This is a genomic window from Okeania sp. SIO1H4 (assembly GCF_010672695.1).
GTDB lineage: Bacteria > Cyanobacteriota > Cyanobacteriia > Cyanobacteriales > Microcoleaceae > Okeania > Okeania hirsuta.
The window spans coordinates 1-26,363 of sequence record NZ_JAAHGB010000076.1 but is presented as its reverse complement, the minus strand read 5'-3'; the positions used below and the strand labels follow the sequence as shown (position 1 = coordinate 26,363).

15 protein-coding genes and 1 tRNA gene are annotated in these 26,363 nt (G+C 34.8%); 11 read left to right on the top strand and 5 right to left on the bottom strand.

The features are described from left to right. Positions 1-397: 397 nt before the first annotated feature. From F6K06_RS28725 to F6K06_RS28710, 4 genes are all read left to right on the top strand, one after another. A complete protein-coding gene (locus F6K06_RS28725; protein WP_124155568.1) occupies positions 398-1,936 on the top strand; it encodes a carboxypeptidase M32 in 1,539 nt (512 codons plus the stop codon). 1,666 nt (positions 1,937-3,602) lie between these two features. Beyond that, the gene (locus F6K06_RS28720; RefSeq protein ID WP_287245062.1) at positions 3,603-4,400 is read left to right on the top strand and encodes a peptidoglycan-binding protein; all 798 of its coding nucleotides are present in this window, start codon (positions 3,603-3,605) and stop codon (positions 4,398-4,400) included. 1,010 nt (positions 4,401-5,410) lie between these two features. Continuing rightward, a complete protein-coding gene (amt, locus tag F6K06_RS28715; RefSeq protein ID WP_287308957.1) occupies positions 5,411-9,061 on the top strand; it encodes an ammonium transporter in 3,651 nt (1,216 codons plus the stop codon). A 204-nt stretch (positions 9,062-9,265) separates the two neighbouring features. Next, positions 9,266-9,347: transfer RNA gene (locus tag F6K06_RS28710), tRNA-Leu, on the top strand. 553 nt (positions 9,348-9,900) lie between these two features. Here the strand turns inward: F6K06_RS28710 and F6K06_RS28705 are convergent. Continuing rightward, the gene (locus F6K06_RS28705) at positions 9,901-10,590 is read right to left on the bottom strand and encodes an SDR family oxidoreductase (protein ID WP_124154400.1); all 690 of its coding nucleotides are present in this window, start codon (positions 10,588-10,590) and stop codon (positions 9,901-9,903) included. Positions 10,591-10,786: 196 nt separating this feature from the next. On the opposite strand from F6K06_RS28705, the gene F6K06_RS28700 reads away from it, so the two are divergent. Next, positions 10,787-11,692: a glutaminase gene (locus F6K06_RS28700; protein ID WP_287239421.1), complete on the top strand. Its 906-nt coding sequence runs from the start codon at positions 10,787-10,789 to the stop codon at positions 11,690-11,692. Between the two features lie 1,021 nt (positions 11,693-12,713). On the opposite strand, the gene F6K06_RS28695 is transcribed toward F6K06_RS28700, so the two are convergent. Both F6K06_RS28695 and argS read right to left on the bottom strand, forming a co-directional pair. Then, positions 12,714-13,196, bottom strand: coding sequence for a PleD family two-component system response regulator (locus F6K06_RS28695; RefSeq protein WP_287239426.1), 483 nt, complete (start codon positions 13,194-13,196; stop codon positions 12,714-12,716). Between the two features lie 1,212 nt (positions 13,197-14,408). Further along, positions 14,409-16,166 (bottom strand): arginine--tRNA ligase, encoded by a 1,758-nt coding sequence (gene argS, locus F6K06_RS28690; protein WP_287239531.1) that lies wholly within the window; start codon positions 16,164-16,166, stop codon positions 14,409-14,411. A 521-nt stretch (positions 16,167-16,687) separates the two neighbouring features. Between argS and F6K06_RS28685 the strand changes: the two genes are divergently transcribed. After that, complete coding sequence (locus F6K06_RS28685; protein WP_124145089.1) at positions 16,688-17,110, top strand: hypothetical protein; 423 nt, start codon at positions 16,688-16,690, stop codon at positions 17,108-17,110. A 30-nt stretch (positions 17,111-17,140) separates the two neighbouring features. On the opposite strand, the gene F6K06_RS34365 is transcribed toward F6K06_RS28685, so the two are convergent. Together F6K06_RS34365 and F6K06_RS34360 are read right to left on the bottom strand one after the other, a co-directional pair. After that, positions 17,141-17,572 carry a DUF2330 domain-containing protein gene (locus F6K06_RS34365; RefSeq protein WP_353734910.1) on the bottom strand — a complete coding sequence of 144 codons (432 nt, stop codon included), beginning with the start codon at positions 17,570-17,572 and terminating at the stop codon, positions 17,141-17,143. Between the two features lie 54 nt (positions 17,573-17,626). Further along, positions 17,627-18,472, bottom strand: coding sequence for a DUF2330 domain-containing protein (locus F6K06_RS34360; RefSeq protein ID WP_353734909.1), 846 nt, complete (start codon positions 18,470-18,472; stop codon positions 17,627-17,629). Positions 18,473-19,422: 950 nt separating this feature from the next. Here F6K06_RS34360 and F6K06_RS28675 point away from each other — a divergent pair. From F6K06_RS28675 to nusA, 5 genes are all read left to right on the top strand, one after another. Next, the gene (locus tag F6K06_RS28675; RefSeq protein ID WP_287239433.1) at positions 19,423-20,811 is read left to right on the top strand and encodes a malic enzyme-like NAD(P)-binding protein; all 1,389 of its coding nucleotides are present in this window, start codon (positions 19,423-19,425) and stop codon (positions 20,809-20,811) included. A 544-nt stretch (positions 20,812-21,355) separates the two neighbouring features. After that, positions 21,356-22,804 (top strand): hypothetical protein, encoded by a 1,449-nt coding sequence (locus F6K06_RS28670; RefSeq protein WP_287239436.1) that lies wholly within the window; start codon positions 21,356-21,358, stop codon positions 22,802-22,804. Positions 22,805-23,285: 481 nt separating this feature from the next. Continuing rightward, positions 23,286-23,747, top strand: a complete 462-nt coding sequence (gene rimP, locus F6K06_RS28665) for a ribosome maturation factor RimP (protein ID WP_124145086.1) — start codon at positions 23,286-23,288, stop codon at positions 23,745-23,747. 7 nt (positions 23,748-23,754) lie between these two features. After that, positions 23,755-23,913: a hypothetical protein gene (locus tag F6K06_RS28660; RefSeq protein WP_161564945.1), complete on the top strand. Its 159-nt coding sequence runs from the start codon at positions 23,755-23,757 to the stop codon at positions 23,911-23,913. Positions 23,914-24,128: 215 nt separating this feature from the next. Continuing rightward, complete coding sequence (nusA, locus tag F6K06_RS28655; protein ID WP_124145085.1) at positions 24,129-25,457, top strand: transcription termination factor NusA; 1,329 nt, start codon at positions 24,129-24,131, stop codon at positions 25,455-25,457. Positions 25,458-26,363: the final 906 nt, after the last annotated feature.

The window sequence follows — 26,363 nt, the reverse complement described above, 5'->3', positions numbered from 1 at the left end:
GGGCATTTTGACTTGTCCCCAAAGAATATATCTTTGGTCAGCTAAGAAGAAACGGAGCAACACGGATTTATCCTGTTGCGTAGTATCTGCTTAGAATCCCCGTGACTTAAGTCCGGGGAGTAGTCAAGCTACTGAACTGAAATGACCCACCGCCTTCTGTGGGATTGTACGTTACCCTCACGCTCACACACCCTACTGAACTTCTGACTTATGAATTATAACTTATGACCTCCGTGAAGAGCATGACGGAGGCTTTAGACCAAGCTTTTTGTTAAAAACTTGCATATACTTAAGTAGAATTAACTAAAAGACTCCTGATGATTGGCTAATATATAATACCCCACCGAATAAGTAAAAACATTAAATAAACCTAAAAATTTAATATCATCTAGTCATCATGTCAACCCTCAGTCCTTGTGAACCAAAATATCTAGAACTCAAAAATAGTCTCATCCAAATACGAGACCTAGAAGCCGCCGTCTCCATACTAAACTGGGACCAAACCACCTATATGCCCACCGGAGGCACTTCTGCCAGAGGACGACAAATAGCCACTCTCAAAGAACTTGCCCATGAAAAATTTACCGACCCATCCATAGGTCAACTCCTCCAAGACCTCCGCCCTTACGAACAAAGCCTCCCCTACGACTCCACCGAAGCTAGCCTGATCCGTGTTACTCGCCGAGACTACGAGCGCGCCATCCGAGTCCCTTCAGAATTCATGGCCAAATTTTGCCAACATCAAGCTACCGCCTACGAAGCATGGGTCAAAGCCAAATCTCTCAAAAACTTTTCCCTAGTACAACCATATTTAGAAAAAACATTAGACCTAAGTCGAGAACTAGCTTGCTTTTTCCCTCACAAACATATTGCCGATCCTCTCATTGACTTTGTAGACGAAGGCATGACAGTTTCCATACTTCGCCCTCTGTTTCGCAAACTACGCCAAAAATTATTACCCATAGTAGAAGCCATTACCTCCGGCCCACCTATCAATGATTTTTACCTCCGCCAATATTATCCAAAAGAACAACAACTTAAGTTTGGACGTACTGTGACAAAGCATATTGGCTTCGACTTTCAAAGAGGCCGACAAGACGAAACGCCCCACCCCTTTACTTCTAGCTTTTCAATTGGGGATGTTCGTATTACCACTCGCGTGTATGAAAATAACTGTACCGAAGCTCTATTCAGTACAGTCCACGAAGTAGGCCATGCTCTCTATGAGCAAGGTATTGCCCTAGAATTAGAGGGAACGCCCCTTGCTGAAGGAACCTCAAGCGGTATCCATGAAAGTCAATCCCGATTATGGGAAAATATGGTAGCTCGTAGTCGATGCTTTTGGGAATGTTTTTATCCCCAACTACAGGGTATTTTTCTCAAACAACTTAGTTGTATTTCTGTTTCAGAATTTTATCAGGCTATTAATAAGGTTGTTAAGTCACCCATTCGTACTGATGCTGACGAAGTAACCTACAATCTCCATGTGATGATTCGATTCGATCTAGAGTTGGCCATGTTAGAAGGGAAATTAGCTGTTTGTGACCTTCCCGAAGCCTGGAATGAGCGCTATAAAAAAGATTTAGGTATAGTTCCCACTAATTATAGTGAGGGAGTCATGCAAGATGTGCATTGGTATGGTGAAATGATTGGCGGAATGTTTCAAGGCTATACTTTGGGTAATTTAATTGCTGCTCAAATTTATGAAACTGCAGTGAAGTCTAATCCAGAAATTACTGTTGCTATTGAACAAGGTAATTTTACTCTTTTGCATAAATGGTTAAAGCATAATATTTATCAACATGGTCGCAAATATACTGCGAAAGAATTAATTGACAGAGTAACAGGTAAACCTTTAAGTATTGACCCATTTATTCGTTACATTCAAAATAAGTATAGTGATATATATTCTGTTAAATTAGCTCTTGTTGCTTGAGGGAAAGCAAATTTAAAATAAGGAATTGAAGTTAAAATTATTTTGGAAATAATCGAAATACTTTCTACAGTTCCTTGTTTTCATTATTATCCACATTTAATTCGGGCTTACTGATTAAATATAAAAGCATTGACATATAAAGACAAGTGCCTTTTTGGGAACGAAAACAGTGCGCCTGTTTCAGCTCTTCACGCTCATGCATGGAGGGTATTTTAGGCGCATAGTTGGGCAGAACAATCTTGGGACAAAACGCCCGCTCCTACTTCCTCGCTCCCGATCCATTTCTCCCCTCCACCGGAGGGACGAGGGGTGGATTGTCTCCTGTCTTCCCCTCCACCGGAGGGGTTGGGGGTGGGTTGTCTCCTGTCTCCTACCCCTACTAAAATACTTTTGAGCGCAAACCCTAATTCTATAGCAGAAGGAAGATGGAAGATGGAAAAATTCTGCGTTGTCTGAGCTTTAAGATTTTGCTCTGTCTTAACCTTTCCTTTGACTGTTATACTTGTACCAAATTCAAAAAATAAATGCTAAAGTAGCTTACCGAAAAAATTCGAGAAGCTTAAATCCCCGTACTAAATAACTGGAATCAAGACTGATACTATTCCTTGTTTGTTCAAAGTCTACGATATCTTACGACTTAAATAAGATTACTATATTGATTTCATCATTGTATTGCCTTTCAATTAATCCCTGGGTCATTGTTTAACCACAGTAGAAAAGCTTCAGATTTATATTTTGATTCTAACTATCCTAAGCATTCAGCTATTAGCTGTCAGCTGTCAGCTCTCATAAGGGGGTTTAAATGAATATAGACTGTTTTAGCCGACTTTGGTAGTAAGTATAAATTCTGCCTCAATTAGTAAAGCTTTTATCTAAAACTAAAAGCAATAGCTGAAGTCCGCAGTACCTCCTGCAATAGGGAGGCGAGAAGATGCAGAATTTTCTTTCTATTGGTCGATTGGATATGGCGAGGTTTCCTCGCCATCCCACCCTATGGGAAACTCCGTTTTTTCCGTTTGCCATGCTGCCCAGATAGCCGTTAACGTAGTTGTGCGCTAGCAAAACGACCGCTTTTTATCCTCTTAAAAGGGGAGGCTTTAAACCAAAATTTTCAGTCAAAAAAATATACAAAGAAGAATTTTTGCTCTTATAGCGGCGCTGCTGAATCAAGGGATGAATCTTTTTTGAACAGGTAAATCTCATCCTTAATACTTCATACTTCTTTTTTGTCCAAGCATACAATTCATCCCACAAATATGCAACGCCCTTATAGCAGTCGCCATTAGAGCTGATTTGTAAACTTAACTAAAACCCTGATATCATTTAACTCTCATGGATTTAGGCATTATTGGACTATAACTCCCAAAACCATTGTATTGCCATAAATTCAGCCTCTTAATATTTACTTTATAAATCAGCTCTTACTGTATTCATATCAAAAGCTTAAGACTCAGGCAACGCCAGATTTTTCCTTCTCTGGTAGATAACTAAACGCGTTCTACCTTCTACCTTCTACAAAGATGTTAATATTAATTATACAGTTATGATTAAATTTTTAGTCCCGCTCAATTTCAGCTAAAACTAGAACCGCAAACATCAGCAAAGTTATTGAAGAGAGACCAGGATTTTCAAACCAAAACTAAGTAATCATCACAATAATATTATTATGCGTATCCCTACTATTACTGCTCTATTAAGTTTAGTAGCTCTGTTTACTTTTACTCAAGGCAAAGCTGTTGCTTCCAAGAAAACAGAATCTTTAGTAACAGAAAAAGAAGAAGATTTAACTAGCAACTCTAATTTAGAGACTTCCACTTCTGGTGAAAAAAATACTAACAAAAATAAACTGTGGCAAAGACAGAAAAATCACAACTTTCGGATACCCTTTATTGGTGGAAATATCAGATTTTTAGGTAAACCTGCTCAACCTGAATTATTCTCTAAACCATTCTATTCAGGTGCACCTAAAAAACAGAATAATCAAAAGAATATATCACAGGGTTCTCGAGGCGCAAAAGTCTGGGCAGTACAAAGACGTTTGCAAGCTAGAGGTTTCGACCCTGGAGCTGTAGATAGTGTGTTTGGTACTCGCACCAAAGAAGCAGTAAAAGCTTTTCAAAAGTCTGTAGGCTTAAGTGTAACAGGTATAGTTAATGAAGCTACTTGGACAGCTCTGGCTAAACCTTCATTTGCCTCTCGTCCACAAACTCAAAGAGAAAAACCATCAATTTCAAGGCAAAACCCACCCATCCAAATAGAAAAGATATTAGCAAAAGGAGACAAGGGGTCTAAAGTTAAAACCTTACAAATTCGTTTAGAAACAATGGGTTTTAATCCGGGTCCAATTGATGGTTTTTTTGGAAGAAAAACCACAGGGGCAGTTAAAAAATTTCAAAAATATAAAGGAATTAAGGTTAGTGGTATAGTGGATCGAAAGACTTGGGAAGCTTTCAGCGAGAAGTAAAATACTCAAACTTTTACTGTCTTGCAATAGACTGCTTATCTAACCATAATTTTATCAAAAATATGCCCACTTTATATAAAGCAATCAGCGAAAAACTAAAAATTGCTGATTGCTTTGTTTTATGTATGAATTTATTAAGTAGGTAGGTAAAATGATTTTTCTATTTACAACTAATACCAAATCGTATTTACTAAAGCAACATTTTAAAAAATTAAGGTCTGTGCCTAGAGAGGATTTGAGTATTGAAATAATTAGTAGCTAATAACTGAATTTTACATCAAAAATACAATATATTGCAGGTTTATGATGTACAGATTATCCAATTATGATTTTAATAAATGAATATTATTATTCTACCGTTAGACATTACTTACTTGAAAAGTACTGTATTTGATTTTCTGTTCCCTACTTACAAATATTAAATGAATTTTGCACAGGTACTTACTTTTTCTGTTCTAAATTAGTGGTAAACAATTAATAATTCGCAATTAACAATTACCTTACATGAAAACTATAGAATTGAATAAAATGATTTTTTTCTGTTCTCTTAGTCGATTGGATATGGCGAGGAGACCCGAAGAGTGTAGAGCAGCTCCGCTTTTTCCTAGGTCATGCTAGCCAAATATGTCGGCGATCGCTTTAGCTACTGGGACTTTAGCAAAAAATCAATTAAAAATAGCCTTGAATCCTTACTGTGTAATTCTTTAACGTCAAAATAGCCTATTTATTGATATATCTAAGTTTTCCTGCGGAATGCTACGCAAAGAGCCATTTTGAACCTGTTGATGTATTTTCCTTGCTAATGTTGAATTTGAAGCCATTTTCACCGTCAAAAATATCAAAGTCCCGCTACTCTGTAAGAGCTGATTTGTAAACTTAGCTAAAACCCTTATTTCATCTAACTCTCAGGGATTTAGGTATGATTGGGCTATAACTCCAAAAACCTTTGTATTGCAAGGAATTCAGCCTCTTAATATTTACTTGATAAATCAGCTCTAAGATCCGAAGCCATGCATGGAAAATCCATTTTAGGGATTATTTTATTCTTGCTGACCCTGGCATTAACTATTTTACATGGGTCACTAACAGATAAATATATACAAAATCATCAATTATCAAATCAGATAAAAAAAGGTACAATACAGCAAATTTCTAATTTAGACTTAGAAAATTCTTACTTTTATCAATCCCCAGAATTACAGTTTATAGAACCCCAAAATTTTCATAATACTCAAACTGTTATTCCTAGAAAAAATCAATCCAGACTGAAAAATATATCAACTTCCCCATCTCAACCTACCTACGAAGCAATTGATATTTTGTGGATATTACTTTGTTCTGGGTTAGTATTTATCATGCAACCTGGATTTATGTGTTTAGAGTCAGGACTCACCAGGTCAAAAAATAGCATTAATGTTGCTATTAAAAACTTCACTGATTTTGGTATTTCAGTTGCCTGCTTTTGGAGTTTTGGATTTGCCTTCATGTTTGGGTCTTCATCTTCTGGAATAATTGGCCATAGTAAATTTTTCCTGGCAACCGATCTACAACCTTTTGACGCAGCCTTCTTTTTATTTCAAGCAATGTTTTGTGGCACAGCTACGACTATCGTTTCTGGTGCAGTAGCTGAACGCATGAAGTTTGCCTCCTATCTATTTGTCGCCTTCCTCGTTTCAGGTCTGGTCTATCCCATATTTGGTCATTGGGTTTGGAATGGAGTTGACACTGGTGTATTAATAGGTTGGCTTGGGCAACGTGGTTTTGTTGACTTTGCAGGTTCGAGTGTTGTCCATAGCATTGGTGGATGGGTTTCTCTCGCGACTTTATTAATTATTGGTCCTCGAACAGGCAGATTTCCTCCTGGTCGTCCACCAGAAAAAATTCATGGTTCTAATTTACCCCTATCAGTTTTGGGGGCAATGCTAATTTGGTTTGGTTGGTTTGGGTTTAATGGTGGAAGCACCCTGGTATTAAATGGACAGGTAGCGGGCATTATTGTGAATACTGTTCTTGCGAGTGTAGGAGGAATGTTGACTACTCTGGGCGTAGGTTGGTATATCAGAAGAATACCCAGTGTTGAACTACTAATTAATGGTACTCTTTCTGGTTTAGTTGGCATTACAGCAGCTTGTCATGCTGTTACAGCTTTTTCTGCTATTTTGATTGGTATTATTGCTGCCATAGTCACTATGTTGGTAGAGCAAGCTTTAGAAAAAATTCGAGTCGATGATGCTGTTGGAGCTATTCCAGTTCACCTTGGTGGAGGTATTTGGGGAACATTAGCAGTAGCTTTTTTTGGGAAGGCGGAGGTTTTAGATACTGGTCTTAGTTTTAGCCAACAATTGACTGTTCAGTTATTAGGAATTTTTGCGGCTTTTCTATTAGGATTTTGTTTGGTATATCCAATTTTATTCATTACAAATAAACTTTATTTTTTCCGAGTTTCACAAGCAGATGAACATATCGGTTTAAATGTTTCGGAGCATCGGGCTAAAACAGAAATATTAGATTTATTTAGAGTAATGGATTCTCAAGCTCGTACACAAGATTTAAGTTTGCGAGTGCCTGTAGAACCTTTTACAGAAGTAGGTCAAATTGCAAATCGTTACAATCAGGTAATGGATATTTTGGAGGAAGTTACTGCGAGAAATGATGCCATTATCAAAGTAGCAACAGATGCAATTATTACTTTTACTAACCCAGAGCTTGAGATTATTAGTATAAATCCTAGTGCCTCGGAAATTTTTGGCTATGAAAATCAAGACTTAATAGGGAGGTCTATTTATCAAATATTTGACTTTACTATTAATCCATTGACTATGGAAAAAATGGATACCAAACATTTATTAACTGAAGTAGAAGAATTAACTGTAGAAACATTAAAACTATGGATTAATCCAGATTTGATATTTTATCAAAGTTTAGAAATTAAAAATTATTGTTATGTGTTTGATTTGCAAGATATTCAACCGGAAAATTGGCAATCTTTTTTCCCTAGCTTTTTGCATTTACTAGAGGAAAATTTAGTAGATATTCAAACAGAGTCGGAGCTACAAAAAAAAAGCGATCAACAACATTATTATATAGAACAACTGATATCTAAAATTGCTGACAGTGGAAACCTTTACGAATTAGTTGGTATCCGTGCAGATGGTTCCCTATTTCCCATGGAAATTGCACTCAGAGAAGCAAAATTTAATCAAAAAACTTTCTACACAGGAACTTTTAGAGATATTACAGATAGAAAGGAATCAGAAATAAAGCTCAAGGAAAATGAGCAAAGATTTCGGAGTTTATCTAGAGCTACCTTTGAAGGGATTATGATTCAGGAACAAGGAAAAATTGTAGAAATAAATATCGCTGCTGCCCAAATGTTTAGATATGAATTATCAGAAATGATTGGAATGAATACTTTTGATTTAATAACCCCAGAATATCAGGATTTCGTATTAGAAAAAATTGCTTCTGGATATGAAAAACCTTATGAAGTAGTTGGAGTAAGAAAGGATGAGTCTACTTTTCCTTTAGAAATAGAGGCTAAAATATTTTTTTATCGTGGTAATAAAAATAGAGTAGCGGCCTTAAGAGATATTACTGAAAGGAAACTAGCAGAGGCAGCATTGCGGGAAAGTGAGGAAAGATTTAGATCTGTAATGGAACAAGCTGCAGATGCTTTTATTATCTATGAAATGAATGGCAAAATTGTTGATGTTAATCAAAGTACCTGTAAAAGTTTGGGATATAAACGTGAAGAATTATTGAATTTATATATAGAAGATATTGAGGTAAATTTTTTATCAGAAAAGATGTATGAAAAGTGGCAAAATTTAATTCCTGGTACACCAATGACTATAGAGGGAATTCATCGTCGCAAAAATGGTACAACTTTTCCAGTAGAGATACGTTTGGGTTTATTAAAAGCAGGGAATGGTAAATTAATATTGGCTCTTTGTCGTGATATAACTGAGCGTAAAAAAGCAGAAGCAGCTTTGCTCCTAGAACAGGAAAAGTCAGAAAAATTGTTGTTAAATATTCTGCCGAAACCTATTGCTGATAGATTGAAAGAAGGTGATAGTACAATTGCAGAAGGATTCGCAGAAGTTACAGTTTTATTTGCAGATTTAGTAGGGTTTACTGAATTAGCAGGTCGTGCCACTCCTCAAAGATTAGTTTATTGGTTGAATGAGATTTTTTCCAGGTTTGATTTATTGGCAGAAAAATATGGTTTGGAGAAAATTAAAACTATTGGAGATGCTTATATGGTCGTGGGTGGGTTGCCAAACCCAATGGAAAATCATGCTGAGGCGATCGCTCTGATGGCTATAGATATGCTTGAGGAAGTATCCTATTTTGCTGATGAACAGAAACAAGACTTTAATATTCGTATTGGTATAAATACTGGCCCAGTCGTTGCTGGTGTAATTGGACGTAAAAAATTTATATACGATTTATGGGGTGATACTGTGAATATTGCTAGTCGTATGGAGTCTCACGGTATACCAGGTGTTATCCAAGTGACAGAACAGACCTATGAGATTTTACAGCACAAATTTTTATTTGCAGAACGGGGTTTGATTGATATTAAGGGTAAGGGTTACATGAAGGCTTATATTTTGCAGGGGAAAAAAAGTTATATTGAGGAAGTCAAAAGTCAGAATTAAAGTCAAAAGTCAAAAGTCAGAATTAAAGTCAAAAGTCAAAAGTCAGAATTAAAGTCAAACCTCCTTATTGCAAGAGGTACTGATAACTGATAACTGATAACTGATAATTGAAATGACGGTGGGGTATTAAACTTGCAAAAGATAAAGATAAAAAATTGTCAGTCATTGTGAAAATTTCTGATTTGTGTGCTATATTGAAATTATGCGGATGTGGCGGAATTGGTAGACGCGCTAGATTTAGGTTCTAGTTTCTTCGGAAGTGGGGGTTCAAGTCCCTTCATCCGCATTTAATTTAAGAAGGAAGAGGAAAGAAGGAAGAAGGGAGAAGACTTCAAAGTCTGAAAAAAACTTAAATTTCCCCTAGATATTTTCGCTATAGTAAATAAGGGTCAGATTAAATAGTACTTTAGAGAAAGAATATTCAGATCCTGACCTGTTAAAAATGTTTAATCCAATTTAAAAAAAACTAAGCTGCTAAGTAAAGACAATTCTAGGTACACAAATAATTTGTAACTTTCTAGAAATATCAGACTCAAGACACACCTTCTAAAAATCTAGACAATCCTAGACACGCCCTTCATCAGTGACTAAGAGCGATTTTACGGCTCACCTGTCCACAAGTCTACTGGCAAAGAAGGTTAATGTTCCGCTCAAACAGATTACATTGAGTATAGGATTCCCTCTGGGGTTTTTGTCAGACGTGAAAAGTCGAGTGCAAAACACTCCATAATAGTTGCTAAAATCCTCTGGTCTTAGCAGACATAAGTAATAATAACACAAATTAATGGCGCAAAAATATAGACATTTCGTAGATATTTGTCTAGGGTAGTCTATGTTTTTCAGCTCTGGCAAGCAACAGTTAAAGGCATTCCATTATCACTAGGTTTCAACTTCAACAAAAAAGGAACAGCTTTCTTTACCCAAGACTGCACAGGAGTACAAGACTTTGCTGCCTCCCCAAAACAAATATCTAACATATCAGTATGAATAACTCCAGGGTTGAGAGGAATAGCGGCCATTCCTGATGGTAATTCTTGGGCTAAAGTACGAGTCAAACCCTCAATTGCCCATTTTGAAGCACAATAAGGTCCAACTTGTGGAGAAGTGGAACGTCCCCACCCAGAACTAAAATTAACAATTATTCCGCTCTTTCTAGAAATCATAGCGGGGAGAAAATGACGCATCACATTTGCCACACCCTTAATATTAATATCAATTAATTGGGAAAATTCCTCACTATCAACTTCCCAAACAGACCCTGGTTGATTAATTATAGCGGCATTATTTATTAATAAATCTGGCGGTGAATAATGACTTAATGTTTTAGTTACCCACTCTCGCACAGAATTTTCATCTGCTACATTCACAGAAGTAAACTGATGTGGATTACCATATTTAGTAGTTAATTTTTCAACAGCAGATGCAGAACGAGCACAACCGATAATAGTATGACCTAACCTAATAAATTCATCAGTCATAGCTTTACCTAAACCACGGCTGATACCTGTAATAACAATGACCTTTTTCATCAGTTATATATATTTTTTACTTAGCTATTATTATAATTAAAATCTGTTATAAATCACATTGAAGAAGGAAGAAGGAAGAAGGAAAAAGTGGATGGGGACTCAAACCTCAACCCTCAACTAATTGTAGACACCCTGTAGACGGTGGGGAATTAAACCCATAAATAAAAAGATAATAAAACCCGATCATAATTTAATAATGTTAGCCATTGACAAACAACAATTAGCAGCTTGGGTAGAAACAGGATTAACTAAAACCAAACTAGGTAATTTACCTACTTATATTCCTTCACTTGCTGAAGTTAACCCCAAGAATTTTGCCATAGTTTTACAAAGTATTGAAAATCAGATTATCTCATTAGGTCATGTAGACATAAAGTTGCCTCTAATGAGTGCAATTAAACCTTTTTTACTCTTGTACTTATTATGTGAATTTGGCAGTGATTTTGTATTTAAAAGAGTAGGAATAGAATCTTCAGAAAAGCCTTTCAATTCTTTAGAACAACTGGAAGTTGATGGTGGATGGCCAAGAAATCCAATGATTAATAGTGGAGCGATCACTTTATCATCTTTACTACCAGGAAATACTGCTCAAGAGCGCTGTGAAAATTTTTGTTCTTGGCTTAACAAGTATGGAAAATGTCAATTATTTTTAGATACAAATATATTAGCTTCTGTTGGGTCTTTACCTAATCATAATAATCAAGTTATAGCTGCAAAATTGGTAGAAGCTGGTTATATTCAAGACTCGAAAATTGCTCTAGATACTTATAATCAAATCTGTTGTTTATCTGGCACAATTTTTGATTTTGCTAATCTAGGAATGTTGTTAGTAAAATATCCTTACTCTAAGTGGAAAAAACACTGTTGTGCAGTTAAAGCGCTAATGACTACCTGTGGTTTGTATGAAGCATCAAGTTGTTATGCTGTAAAAATAGGAATTCCAATTAAGTCTAGTGTAAGTGGAATTGTTTTGGGAGTAGTTCCTAGTACAGGAATAATTGTTTGCTATAGTCCTCCTCTAGATCAACAAGGAAATTCTGTAGTAGGTTTATTTCTCTTAGAATTAATTTCTCAAAATTTACATTTAAGTGTCTTTTACTAATAAAAGTGTAATTAACGTCAGTTCGGATTAAGAGCAGTTATTTAACCTGGAATAATCTGAAACTATATAATAATGTTGAGCGGATGATAGAATTAGCAACTATAGAATCAGGCTTTTAATTTATCCTGAATTCAGGTTAATTAGTTTTTCGTAAATAAAAAAATGAATCTATTTATGACCGAGTATCTTATTAATCTAGTATAATTTGGCTGTTATGTAATTTCAATATATAGATAAAAGACCAAATTATATTCAATCTTAAAGCTTTATTCTATAAGCTTTTTTCGACTAAAATCTCAGTACATTTTTTGACAGTAAGTTTCATCGAAATATATCATGCAGGTAGAGGAGTAAATTTTTATTACCTAAAACTCTAAGTTTTGTCTCTCATTGAACTGAAAAAGACTATATATAGCAATCCTACAGCGGTTTTCCTTGCACGGTAGACCACAGTAGAGACGTTCCATGGAACATCCCTACAGGGGGCGTGATTATGACGATGTGGTTGATCAATATGAAAAGCGCTGTAAATCATCCTTGTTGAAGAAGCAAGAAGCAAGAAGAAAAAAGGAAAAAGGAAAAAGGAAAAAGTAGATGGGTACTCAAACCCCAAACAATTGTAAACACTGTGTAGAAGGCAGGTTATTAAACCCAAAAGAAAAAAATAATTTTATTGCTTCGGTGTTTCTCATTCCCTAAAATCTACAATATTTCACAACTCAAATAAGATTGCTGTATATCAACCAACTCACTCCAACAAGTCCGGTCTAGAAAAGCGAAAAAGCTTATAGTTAAGGTGCTAATTGCTGCATATCAATTAATTTAGAGTTTGAATATTCATCTTGAGACGCTCCCTGTAATCAAATCATTTTTCAACAATAAATAAAAACTCTCCAATTATCTTACTTTGTTTCTTATGTCCTCAAGCATTTAATTCACTGTTAATATTTTAAATCTAAATGCTGAAGAAATCTTTGCTTAATTAATTAGCTGTCAATTTTTCGAGCAACTTATTGGCAAATTAAGTTGTACAAAATTCATAACAATTAGACTTAGATTCTATTTCTGGGGATAAAATTCTTATACAACCCTGTTTATAAAGAAACTGGTCGCTATATTTAGGATTCACATTGGCAATGATATTAAACCTTGCCATTATTGCCATTAACTCAGATTTTTTTATAGGTTTGCTTATATAACCATTAGCCCCTTGTTTCATTGCCCAATATACATCAACTTCTTCATTTTTACTAGAGCAAAAAATTACAGGTATATTCATAATTTTAGGTTCTGATTTAATTTGACGACAAACTGAATAGCCATTCATTTTTGGCATAATAATGTCTAAAAGCACTAAATCAGGACTTTCTAGTTTTATTTTTTCTAGTGCTTCTAAACCATTACTTGCCAGTATAATTTTTAATCCCATCTTGGCAAGAATATGTGCGCCTAGTTTTCTGACAATTGCGCAGTCATCTACTATTAAGATTGTTTTTTTTACCATGATTATATAGTGAAGCTAATGTATAGTTACCAAACTTAATTGAGCTGTAGATTTAGCACCCATGAATTGGGTGATTTAATACTTGCACTCCTGACTGTTTTCCCAATTGCAGGATTTTAAATTAATCGATTCAGTTAAAAATTTCATTATTAACTAAGAGAATATTAATATTATTAACCTAGTTTCATGATTTTTTGGTAGAGCATACAATCGTATCTACCTGTAATTATAATACACCTTTTAGATAGAAAATCAGAAGTTTTACCAAAGTTTGTGAAGTTACGATGAAGTTTTGATAGCTAGGAGTTAATTAGCTAGAAAAAATTGAGTATTGAGATGAAAATTTCAAGTAGTTAGATTTATTGATAGAAGATTTTTCACTTTAGTGAAATACATAGCTTTTTCTATCTGCCCTTATAGCAGTTTTCAGATAGATAAACCACACACTCACGTATCACAACTATCGTAGAAACGTTACATGAAATGTTTCTACTGTGCTCTACCCAAATGAAAATGATTATATCAATAGACAGGTAATTACTTATTGTAATAGATATACATCGGACTTACGCAATGCCAGGGTATGATTGACACCAAATTTTATTATTTATTATAGGGTATTTACTTTACATCCTCCCATCCTCAAATTCAATACACCACCTTTGACTTTGACTTTTTTAAATATCAGCTTACTAAAGCACAATTGGTATGAGATTTGAAAATTGTTTCAGCTTTTGTGGTGTGTAAGTGCGGATATAATTTCTAATTAAACTTAAAATAAAAAATACTTTCCTTTGAATACATCAAGTTCTCAAGCTTTAGGAAGAAATAAAGCAATTAAATTGAGGTAAAAATGACAGTAAGCATTCAGCATTCAGCATTCAGTTATTAGAAGTCAGCCATAAAAATGAAAGACGAATTTGGCACATTAGTCAATATAATTCTTGGTGAAAAAATCTAGAGGTAGTCCTATAAGTAGTATTTATAGCAATAGCCAGAGCGGTTAATATATAGACTAATGATGAATCTTAGACTAGGCAATGTTTTTCCCACTGTTCCCAGATTCGGTGTTCCCTGTTCCCTGTTATAGTTTGATGTATTTTTATCCATACTTTAAATTATCATTCAGTCTCTGAATACTGATTTAAACTTAATTTCACCAAAAGCTATCATCAGTTAAGAGTGAATAAATGATAGCTAAATACCGATCAATTACATTCTTTCTAAAACAGAAATTCCGAGCAAAGATAATCCAAACTTTAGAGTTCTGGCGGTTAAGTCACATAATAATAATCTAGAAGTACGCAAAGGTTCTTCTGAAGTTAAAACTGGGCAATTCTCAAAAAATTGATTAAACTTTCCACTCAATTCATATAAGTATTCACAAAGACGATTAGGCAATAATTCAACAGCCACCATATTTAACACTTCATTCAACAATAATAGATGTTTTCCTAGTACCAACTCTTGCTCATCTTTCAAGATAATTTTGCCATCCTCTCTTAACTTTTCAAACTCAATTTCTCCCTTTCGAGCAATTCCTTTAACCCGCACATAAGCATATAATAGATAAGGAGCAGTATTTCCATTCAAAGCCAACATTTTATCGAAACTAAAAACATAATTACTATTCCGATTTTGACTCAAATCTGCATACTTAACCGAACTCAAACCAACAACTTTAGCTATATTTTCAATAAACTCATCACTCTCAGAACGACTCTCCTCTTCCAGCCTCTTTTTCAAATCATTTCGCGCCCGATTTATTGCCTCATCTAATAAATCTTTTAATCTGACAGTTTCCCCAGAACGAGTCTTTAACTTCTTCCCATCTTCTCCTAATACCAAACCAAAAGAAACATGAACAACTTCCACATTTTCTGGAATCCAACCAGCACGTTTTGCCACTTGCCAAACTTGAGCAAAATGATTAGCTTGACCAGCATCCGTAACGTAAATTAATCGCTTTGCACCCTCCTTTTCAATCCGATGACATAAAGCAGCTAAATCAGTAGTTGCATAATTATAACCACCATCAGATTTTTGTACAATTAACGGTAAACGTTCCCCTTCCTTATTAGTAAATCCCTCCAAAAATACACATTGAGCACCATCATTCTCCTCCAATAAACTTAACTTATTTAACTCTTCTACAACCCCAGACAACATAGAATTATAAAAAGATTCTCCCCGCTCATTTAACTCAATATCAAGTAAGTCATAAATAACTTGAAATTCCCGGCGAGATTGATTACATAAAAGTTGCCAAGCATAACGACTATCCTCTGCACCAGCTTGCAAATTTACTACTTCTTCCCTCGATTTTTCCTTAAAAATTTCATCCTCATCAAACCTTTTTTTTGCCTGTCGATAAAAAGCAACTAAATCTCCTATATCTAAAACATCAGCAGTTTTTAAAGCTTCCGGAAAAGCTTCTCGTAAATAAGTAATTAACATTCCAAACTGAGTACCCCAGTCTCCCACATGATTTAACCTAAGTACATCATGTCCCTGAAATTCTAGAACCCTTGCCAAAGAATCTCCAATAATTGTTGAACGTAAATGTCCAACGTGCATTTCTTTCGCAATATTGGGACTAGAAAAATCAATGACAACCTGCTGCGGATTTTTTGTAGGGGAAATATTAAGTCGTTCATCTTTGATAATCTGTTGTAAATGAACTTCTATATATTCTGGTTTGAGGGTAATATTTATAAAGCCTGGTCCAGCAATTTCTGGAGGCTTACATATATCCGTAATATCCAGCTTTTCAATAATTTGAGTAGCGATCGCTCTTGGTTTATTCTTTAATTTCTTAGCTAAAGACATTGCTACGTTACATTGATAATCTCCAAATTTGGGATTACTAGCTGGAACGACCATTGGATCTGTATTGGTTAAATCTTGACCAAAAGCAGCAACTATAGCTTTGTCGAATTTACTTTTGAGTTGTTCAAGAGTAGAGTTAATCATTATGTTTAATGTTGAAGATTTTAAACTTTTATAGATAATAACTTTCTGCTGTGGAAAAAAGTACTGATATCTGATAGACTAATTCTGAATATTTAAGTAGGTAGGTAAAATCATTTGTAGATTTACTACTCATACAAAATATGCCAGACTAGGGTGATTTTCAAAAAAATTGAAATTTAGGTAATTAGGGGATAATAAATAGATTTAGTATTCAGATATATTTTCTGTTCCCAGATTTAGTATTTTATACCTCGATTAAATGTTAAATTAATTTGGCACAGATACTTATCTAATCCAATTAATTTTTCTTGGCTGCTAGTATTTCAAGTGTAGTATAAGTGTAGTTTTTGAATTTATATGGATTCTGGATGTAGAATCTCCAATTTGACTTGAGATATTTAGATTAGCAATAATTATCTTATAGTTTTGTAATTTTAATAATGAATATAAAAAAAATATAAGCGTACCATTTTAAGAAATGTTAAGATGGTAGGTAATAATACTTGAGGACATTAATTATGTTATCTAAGCCGACTTTTGACGATCATTCCCTAAGTGAATCTTTTTATCAAACACTCATTAATCTTTTCTATGAATCTTTAAGTCTTTCCACTCAATCCTTATTAGGTGAATGTAGTTTTGGCTTTGCTCCCGACTCCCTTGGAGTCAAAACTTTTTTTATTATCGCTCCTTCTATATTAGATGCAGATCGACTAATTCAAGATATTGACAGTCTCAAAAATCGAGTAATGTCTTTAATGGGAGGAGTAGGCAAACTTGCTATTTGTGTCAATCCATTGAAAGAAACAGAGGAGATTAATTCTCAGAATCACGAAGAGGAAACATTTGGAGACTGTCTTGATCAAACCCAAGAATTTTTACCACAGTATATGATGTGTAAAATTTTTCCTATAGACTTATCCAATCAAAATCTAGATTAATTTTTCCATCCAGTTAGATACTTTTGATATCTAAAACTTTTCAAATATTTTTTTTAGTTCAACCTCCGAAATAACTTTGCCGGAAGGATTTTTAATTTTAACTTTGTCGTTAAAATCATCGCTACCTTCATTGTATTTAATTGGTAACAATACATATCTTCCTTGATAGAGAGTTTTATCGGAGGTAATCGTAAATTCTAAATCTTGATTATAAGTGTTCTTTGCATACTGTAAATGTAATCTAGTGATAAATGCTTGTTCGTGATTCATACCCAACTCATTCAACTCTTGAGAATCTAACGGTATTGTATTACACGGGTCACAAAAACCTGTATCCCAAGCATATTCTATAACTACAATTTCTTTTCTTGTAGCTTGAATAGTTGAAGTCAACAATTCTCGATAAAATTCGCCAAATTTTGACTCTATATTTAGTGGCACATCAAAGTTACTAGGAATCACCACATTTTCTTGAAGAAGGAGACAGGAGACAGGAGACAGGAGACAGGAGGAAAATTACATGGGGATTCTCACCCCAAGTAATTTTGAACACCGTGTAGACGGTGGGGTATTAAACCCACAAAGAAAATGATAATTATTAACTTCAGCACGACCAGTTTTACTCAAAAAATAAACGACGATATTCAGAGTATCCTCTGAGTTAATTTTTCCCAATTGAAAAGGTAACATAATCTGAGGATAATTCTTAACAGTAAACTGAAGAGGTCTTAAATTTTGAAAACCTAGTTTTTCTTGTGCTTCTAAGTTAACCCTTACCACAAAAAAGAAAAGTTTCTTATTAATATAAGGTTTCAGATATTTAGCAGCACCTCGCGGAATTTTATACTGATTTTCCCTGAACCAACTTTCCAAGGAATTAGACTCTGTTGTACTTAAAATAACAATATCATATTCTCCCACCGTGAAGCTTTCTATAACTCTTACATTTTGACGGGGAGATCTACCTATATCTGCCTCATATCTAACACCACCTCTAGGACCATTACCATTATAAGAATCATATTCAACTAACCTAGGAGCAGTAAAATCATCTAAGCGTTGAAAAAGTTTTGGTGAAATAACTCTTACATCTTGCTTTTTGAGTACAACTGGTACTGGTAAAATCAGAGCAAACTCTTCAGGTTCACCCTTATAATCAAAAGCTAAACTATAAGTTGTTTGATTGTCTTGATGAGCGATCACCACTTGTGAGCGGTTATTAAACATTTCAGCATCAACTTTTGCCACAAAAAAGCCACAAAAACTTCTAACTTTTTTGACATCTATAGACATAGAAACTAATATTAAGCTTCCTACTATAGATAATTTGATAATTTTTTTTAGCCTGAGTTTTAAAAACATAACATTCAATAATGGATAATGGATAATTGATAATTGATAATTGATAATTACCTCTCCCTCAAAGAAAGAGGATTGAATCAAAGGAAAATTTTTTATTTTTTCTCCTTTAAAAGAGAGGCTTTAAACCTTAATTATTCGGTAAATAAATATAGGAATTTTCAAATTAAAGATACACGAGTTTCGGATATTAGAGAACAGGGAAAAACTACAAAGATAGAAACTAATATTAGTAAGCATTTAGCCATCAGCTATCAGCTATCAGCTATGAGTTATTAACTCATTATCTTGGAAGAAGGAATTAGTAGTCAAGGACTGAAATATGTTTGCGCAGTATTCCGCAGGAAATGAAATATTTATGTCAGCTAACCTTAGTCTTTGCTTGATTCAAATAAAAGCTGATAGCTGACTGCTAATAGCTGTTTGCGCAGCATTCCGCAGGAAATGCTTACTAATATTCAGCTTCCAACTCTAGAGAATTTAGTGATTTTTTTAAGTGTGACTTAGTAGAATATATCAGTCAGGAAATATTAATCTGACTCCCAGGCGATCAGATGAATTTATATTCATAACTAATAGAAAAAATCTTCTATATTCGTTTTTTTCTTCTTCCCTGTTCCCTGTTCCCTACTCTTGGAGAATAACTATATTTTAGTCAACTTTGTTAGACGATTTTTTTGTGGTTATATCATGTCTGGATAATTAGTGATAAAAACTTTCTCCTTCAACTCCAGTTCTTCTTCTTTCTTCCCTCCTGACTCCTGACTCCTGACTCCTGACTCCTCCATCGTTATTTATTTATCACTGTTCAACCGGACATGATATTAATAGAAAAAACCAGAAATGAAGAAATGAAGAAAATCCTGACTAAACCGAAGAAATGCTAAATCGCAACTTAATATTAACTACGATGACACTAAAATCTAGAACTCAAAACCTAGAACAAACCTAACATGGTAGAACTAACACCTAATCCTTCATTTAGTCTAACAATTCGCCTCGAAACTCCTAACCGCACCGGAATGTTGGCCAGCGTTACCCAAGCTATCGCATCAGAAGGAGGCAATATAGGCCACATTAACTTACTAGAGCAAAGTCGCCGAATTACACTTAGAGAAATTACAGTCGATGCCTATAGTACCGAACATTCGGAGAAAATCGTCCAAGCGGTTAAAGCATTAACAGAAATAAAAGTAGTTGATGTCTACGACCGCACCTTCAATTTACATCGTGGTGGTAAAATAACAGTCCAAGGTAAAATACCACTAAAGTCTCAATCTGACCTATCAATGGCCTATACCCCAGGAGTAGGCAGAATATCTAAAGCAATTGCAGAAGACCCCGAACAAATCTATCAACTTACCATTAAACAAAATACAGTTGCCATTGTTACAGATGGTAGTGCAGTTTTAGGATTAGGTAATTTAGGCCCAGGAGGAGCTTTACCAGTAATGGAAGGTAAGGCAATGCTATTTAAAGAATTTGCTGGAGTAGATGCCTTTCCGGTCTGTCTCGCTACTCAAGACACTGATGCTATTATCGAAACAGTTAAAAATATTGCTCCTGTATTTGGAGGAGTAAACTTAGAAGATATTGCTGCCCCCCGTTGTTTTGAAATAGAAGCCAAACTACGCCAAATATTAGACATTCCAGTATTTCATGATGACCAACACGGTACTGCAATAGTTAGTTTAGCTGCATTGATTAATGCTTTAAAGTTGGTCAAAAAATCTATAGAAGATATTCGTATTGTAATTAATGGAGCTGGTGCTGCAGGAATAGCGATCGCTCGTTTGTTACGCAAAGCAGGGGCCAATAAAATTTCTTTATGTGACTCTAAAGGTATAGTATCAAAAGGTCGTACAGGTTTAAACCCAGAAAAACAAGAATTTGCTGTTGAATCTTCAGGTACTCTAGCAGATGCTTTGGTAGACGCTGATGTATTTTTAGGTGTCAGTGCTCCAGGGGTTGTTACCCCAGAAATGGTCCGTTCTATGGCTAAAGACCCTATAGTATTTGCTATGGCTAATCCTATTCCAGAAATACAACCAGAGTTAATTACAGGAGATGTGGCAGTCATGGCCACAGGTCGCAGTGATTACCCAAATCAAATTAATAATGTTTTGGCATTTCCCGGTATATTTCGCGGTGCCTTAGATTGTCGGGCCACTACCCTGACATCTACAATGTATTTAGAAGCTGCTAGAGCGATCGCCTCATTAGTCAAAGCTTCAGATCTAGACAAAGAACATATTATTCCTTCGGTCTTTGATACTAGGGTCGCTACTGCTGTGGCAGGAGCAGTGGCCCATGCTGCTCGCCAAGAAGGAGTAACCATTTAAAAGCTTTTAGATTTTTAAAATATAAATATCTTTAAGAAGTAAACATATCGCTATCTGTACCAAATAGTGAGTAGTGAGACCCCAGGGTCTCATTTTTTCTTGAATTTTTTTTGATTATTTCTTTTCAGAAAGTTACCAATAGTAACAATTTGATCAATATTTGCTGCAAATAACTAGGTTATTTTTTAGGAATCAGTGGTAGGGGAACCGTCGGATTGGCGACGTACAGAATGAATAGCTTTGATACCATTTACTAGGTCAGAATTTATCTTTGTATTCCAAAGGACATCTCCTGTCAAGTCTTTTAACTGCTCTGATTATTCATAACATTCTTTTTCCACCCTTGATATAAAGTGTGATTTATCAAAAAATTAAATATTGTAGAGCAGTTTCAAACCTATCCCAATCTGAAAAAATATAAAATATAACAGGGAACAGTGGGAAAAACATTTCCCCTTATTTCGATTCATCTCATCATCACTCTATGTCCTAACCTACCTGTTTATTGCTTGCTATATATCAAAATAAATAAATCAAATCATCAATGGTAACTACAAAAAAGATTCGTCGGAAAACTCGTAAAGTTCCAATATTTGAAAGAATGATGGCATTTTTAGCCCTAGTAAATTTTATTCTAGTGCTATTTAACATCAGCTATATTACCTTTCGTGATTTTTATTTTGAGCAAATCCCAATGCTCACAAAAAGATACGACCCAATAAAGGGAATTGAATCTAATAGAGATACAGAAAAATACTTAGATCATTTGGAACAACTGGAAACGAAAATACCTCAAGGTGCTGATTCTTTAATAGTACAAGAAGAGTTGGCAGAATTACGAGAACTTAGCATAGAAATGATCGTTCAAAATCCTTTCGCAGTTGCCAACAAAAGCGGCTCTTTAGAAAAAATAAAAAATAGAATAAGGGATAGAATTCCTAATTCAGAAGATTCTGCAAAAGAATCATTTAAAACCTTCTGGAGTCAAGAATACTTAACAAAAAATGGATGGATTGAAGAACTGGAATGGTTTGAAACAGAAATCAAACCATTAATTGCTAAAAACTATTATCGTGGCATCGGTGAAAGTGGAGGACTAGCTGATTATTTTGGCATAATCGACCTACCATTTATAATTATATTTGGTTTAGAATTTTTAGGCAGAACATTTTTAATTAGTCGTCGTTATCCTAGCGTAAATTGGCCAGAAGCGATGCTCTGGCGTTGGTACGATATTTTTCTACTATTACCATTTCTACAGTTTTTACGGATAATTCCTCTAACAATTCGCCTCAATGATGCTCAAATTATAGACCTAGAAACAATTAGGGCACAAGCTAGTCGAGGTTTTCTTGCTTCTATTGCTCAAGAACTAACAGAAGTAGTAATAATGCAAGTAATTAATCAAGTGCAAAAAGATGTCAAAACAGGAGAATTAGCAAAGCAAATATTTTCCTCTCAACAAAAAACTTATATCGATCTAAATAACATTAATGAAATCGAAGCGATCGCTACTAGATTAGTACAAGTAACTGTCTGCAAAGTAATACCTCAATTACAACCAGATATAGAAGCTCTAATTCGTTACAATGTAGAAAAAATAATTGAAGAATTACCAGTTTTTCATAGATTTCAGCAAATACCAGGAGCTGAAAATTTAGCAAACCAACTATCAGAAAGATTAATTAAAGAATTATCCAATATTGCTACCGAAGGACCCCAAAATGCTTATGAAACAATTAAAATAGCAATGGCAGATCCAGTAGGAACAAAATTATCTAACCAGCTAGTTCAAAACTTCGGTAAAGCACTAAGTACAGAATTACAACAAGAACACACATTAGAAGAACTTCAATCCTTAGCATCAGCTTTTCTTGAAGAAGTAAAAATTAACTATGTGATGCGGATGAGTGACGAAGATATCGAAAAAATTTTAGAACAAACCAGACAACTACAGCTTAAAGCTAATCAACCCCAAAATAATATAAGCTAATACCGTTTCACGGAAGTCAAAAGTCAAAAGTCAAAAGTTAAAAGTTAAAAGTAAGATTTAATAGACAGAAAACTTTGACGTTTAAAGTATTGAAACGTATTATTTGACATGATAACTTTGAAACTATTTGTGACATCCTTAAAGTGAAATGGTATAAAAAGTTAATTGCAATCGGAGAAAAAATTAACTTGCTTCTCAACAAAAAATATGATATACTAATGAATTAATAGTTTAATAGAGCTAATTTAGTAGGGAAAACCTATCCCAATTCTCAACTTGTAAAATGAGTAATGAAAAAGTATCATAACTCTTACAGGAAGTAGAATTTAAAGTTAACAAAGCAGTTGTTGCTATTCGACAAGGCAAAATCAAGAAAGCCTCGTCTAAGCGAAATTTGTATAATCTGTAAAGGATTTAAGTTAATGTTAACAATTGTTAACGGGGAGTGGGTGAAGCCCACTTTTTTTGTTGCATTTGTCCTATGAGTCATCCATTAATACCACAAATCATCAATTTTGCTACCCCTATTGCCGAGTCCCTAGGATTGGAATTAGTAGGAGCAGTATTTCATACAAATCAGCATCCTCCAGTGCTGCGTTTGGACATTCGGAACTTTCATCAAGACACAGGTTTAGATGATTGTGAACGTATGAGCTATGCCATAGAAGAATCACTAGACGCAGCAAATATTATTTCTGAACCATATTTACTAGAAATATCCAGTCCTGGTATTTCTAAATTTTTGGATAATGACCGAGATTTCATTGCCTTTAAAGGGTTTAGCGTTACGGTAAATACTTCCGAACCCTATAAAGGTAAAAATCAGTGGATAGGGCAACTGGTTGGTCGCGATCAAACAGCAATTTACATTAACCAAAAAGGACGACAAGTAACTATTCCACGCTCTCTAATTATGACTGTTGAATTACAGGAAGGAAGGTAATTAGGGTTTGCGCTTCACTAGTCTTTTGTTAAGGGTAGGAGTCAGGAGTCAGTCCTCAGGAGTCAGAATAAATGGGAATTATAGAGGAGGTAGTCGGAATAATTTTCCCTTGATTTTTCTACCCTTGTCTGCCCAAAATCCTAACTTTTTGGTAGCTCAAGCTTAAAAAGTTGCACTTTTTTTCAGTATAAAAAGGCTGAAGCTTTTATCTGTACTTGTTCTTCTTTTCTTGTTTTTTCAATTCTCAAAGTTTAAGCTCTCGAAAAAACAAAAAATACTTCACTTGAATACCTAAATTATTAATATCCTAATCTCACAAGGATGAAAAAAAAACTCGCCTCATAGTACAAAAACTTAGAAAAATAATAGAGGATAAAAATTATGTCAATGGTTAATTTGCCTGGACTTAAAGATATGATCGAAGGTATTAGTAAAGAGCGCAATTTACCAAAACAAGCAGTTCAAGCTGCTTTACGTGAAGCTCTACTAAAAGGATATGAACGCTACCGACGCACTCAACGTCTAGATGGAATTCATTTCACAGATGATTACTTTGACAACTTTGAAGTAGAGTTGGATGTAGAAGAAGAAGGATTTCGAGTATTGGCCACTAAAACCATTGTTGAAGAAGTAACCAATCAAGACCACCACATAGCTCTGAAAGAAGTTATAGAAGTAGCTCCAGAAGCCCAGTTAAATGATACCGTATTCTTAGATGTCACACCAGAACAAAATGAATTTGGTCGTATGGCCGCTATCCAGACCAAACAAGTATTAGCTCAAAAACTACGGGATCAGCAGCGCAAGATGATTCAAGAAGAATTTCAAGATTTAGAAGGCGAAGTTCTTCAAGCAAAAGTCCTAAGATTTGAAAGACAATCAATTATCTTATCTGCAAGTAGTGGTTTTGGTAGACCAGAAGTAGAAGCTGAACTACCTAAGAGAGAACAATTACCCAACGATAACTACCGTGCTAATGCCACATTCAAAGTTTATCTCAAGCGAGTATGTGAAGGCTCAACTCGTGGGCCTCAGTTACTTGTATCCAGAGCTGATGCTGGTTTAGTAGTTTATTTATTTGCCAATGAAGTCCCAGAAATTGAAGATGAGATAGTGAGAATTGTAGCAGTAGCCAGGGAAGCAAATCCGCCATCCCGATATGTTGGCCCGAGGACTAAAATTGCAGTTGATACTCTAGAAAGAGATGTAGATCCTGTCGGAGCGTGCATTGGTGCGAGGGGATCGAGAATTCAGGTAGTTGTGAATGAACTGAGGGGAGAAAAAATAGATGTGATTCGCTGGTCTCCAGATCCTGCAACTTATATTTCCAATTCCCTTAGTCCAGCTAGAGTAGACGAAGTTCGTTTAATCGATCCAGAGGAAAGGAGAGCGCATATTTTGGTATCTGAGGATCAACTTAGTTTGGCTATAGGTAAGGAAGGACAAAATGTGCGTCTGGCCGCTCGCCTCACTGGCTGGAAAATTGATATTAAGGACACTGATAAATACGATCATGCTGAAGAAGATAGCAAAATTGCAGTTGAAGTTTCTCATCGGCAAGCATTAGCTGAACAAGAAGAAGCTGAACAAGAAGAAGCTGAACAAGAAGAAAACAATACTGAGGAATTAGAGTTAGAAAATACAGATTTTGACGATCCAGATAATTATTCAGAAGTTGATGAAACTGAATATCCTGTGGAATTAACTTAAATATTAAAGATTATAATTTCAGAGATAGAGTTAATTATTTACAATCAAAATCATATCGGTTTGCAACTTAAAAAAAGCAAGTATTCATAGAGTTGTATGGCATTAAAAAAATAAAACTGTAAACAAAATTAATATGAAGTTGCATAGAATAATATTTTAATCAGAGTTGACTATAGATTAAGACAGACGAATTAATAAATTTCATAATTCTGTGCAACATAACATAAAATTGGTATAAAACCTAAAACCTCATTTTGTGCAACATAACATAAAATTGGTGTAAGTTTTTAACTATTGCTAATTAAGAAGTTATCTGGATTTTGCTATACCAGGCGCGATCAATGTTTGTTTGTTACAAATACTTAGGGTGTTGATAGTAATCAGTAGTTACCGAGGTTAGGTCTTAAGCATTTCTTGGAATGAGGCTTGATTTTTAGCTCTTTAATACATTATGGGTAAAGTTCTTACTTCACTTTGATTGTTTGTATAGCAGAAGGAAGAAGAAAAGACCTAAAGGCCGAAAAATCTTCGTTATCTGAGTTTTAAACTTTTGATATGTCCGCCCCCTTTCCTTCGACTGCTATAGCATTCATAATGAAAATTGGTACAATACCAATTTTCATAATTAATTTATCCGCAAACCGCTATGATTACAATTCATTTAATCTACTATCATAGAATTAAATAATTAAAAGCTTTTATTCAGATAAACTGTTGACTTTAGATTGATAAAAGTAGCTACTCTTAGTATTAATTTGTGCAATAATTTATCATTTTCTTTGTGGGTTTAATACCCCACCGTCAACGGGGGTGTTCACGCATTACTTGGGGGAGCGTAGACGCGGAGCGGCAGGTCGTTGACTATCCCCATGTAATTTTCCTCCTGTCTCCTGTCTCCTGTCTCCT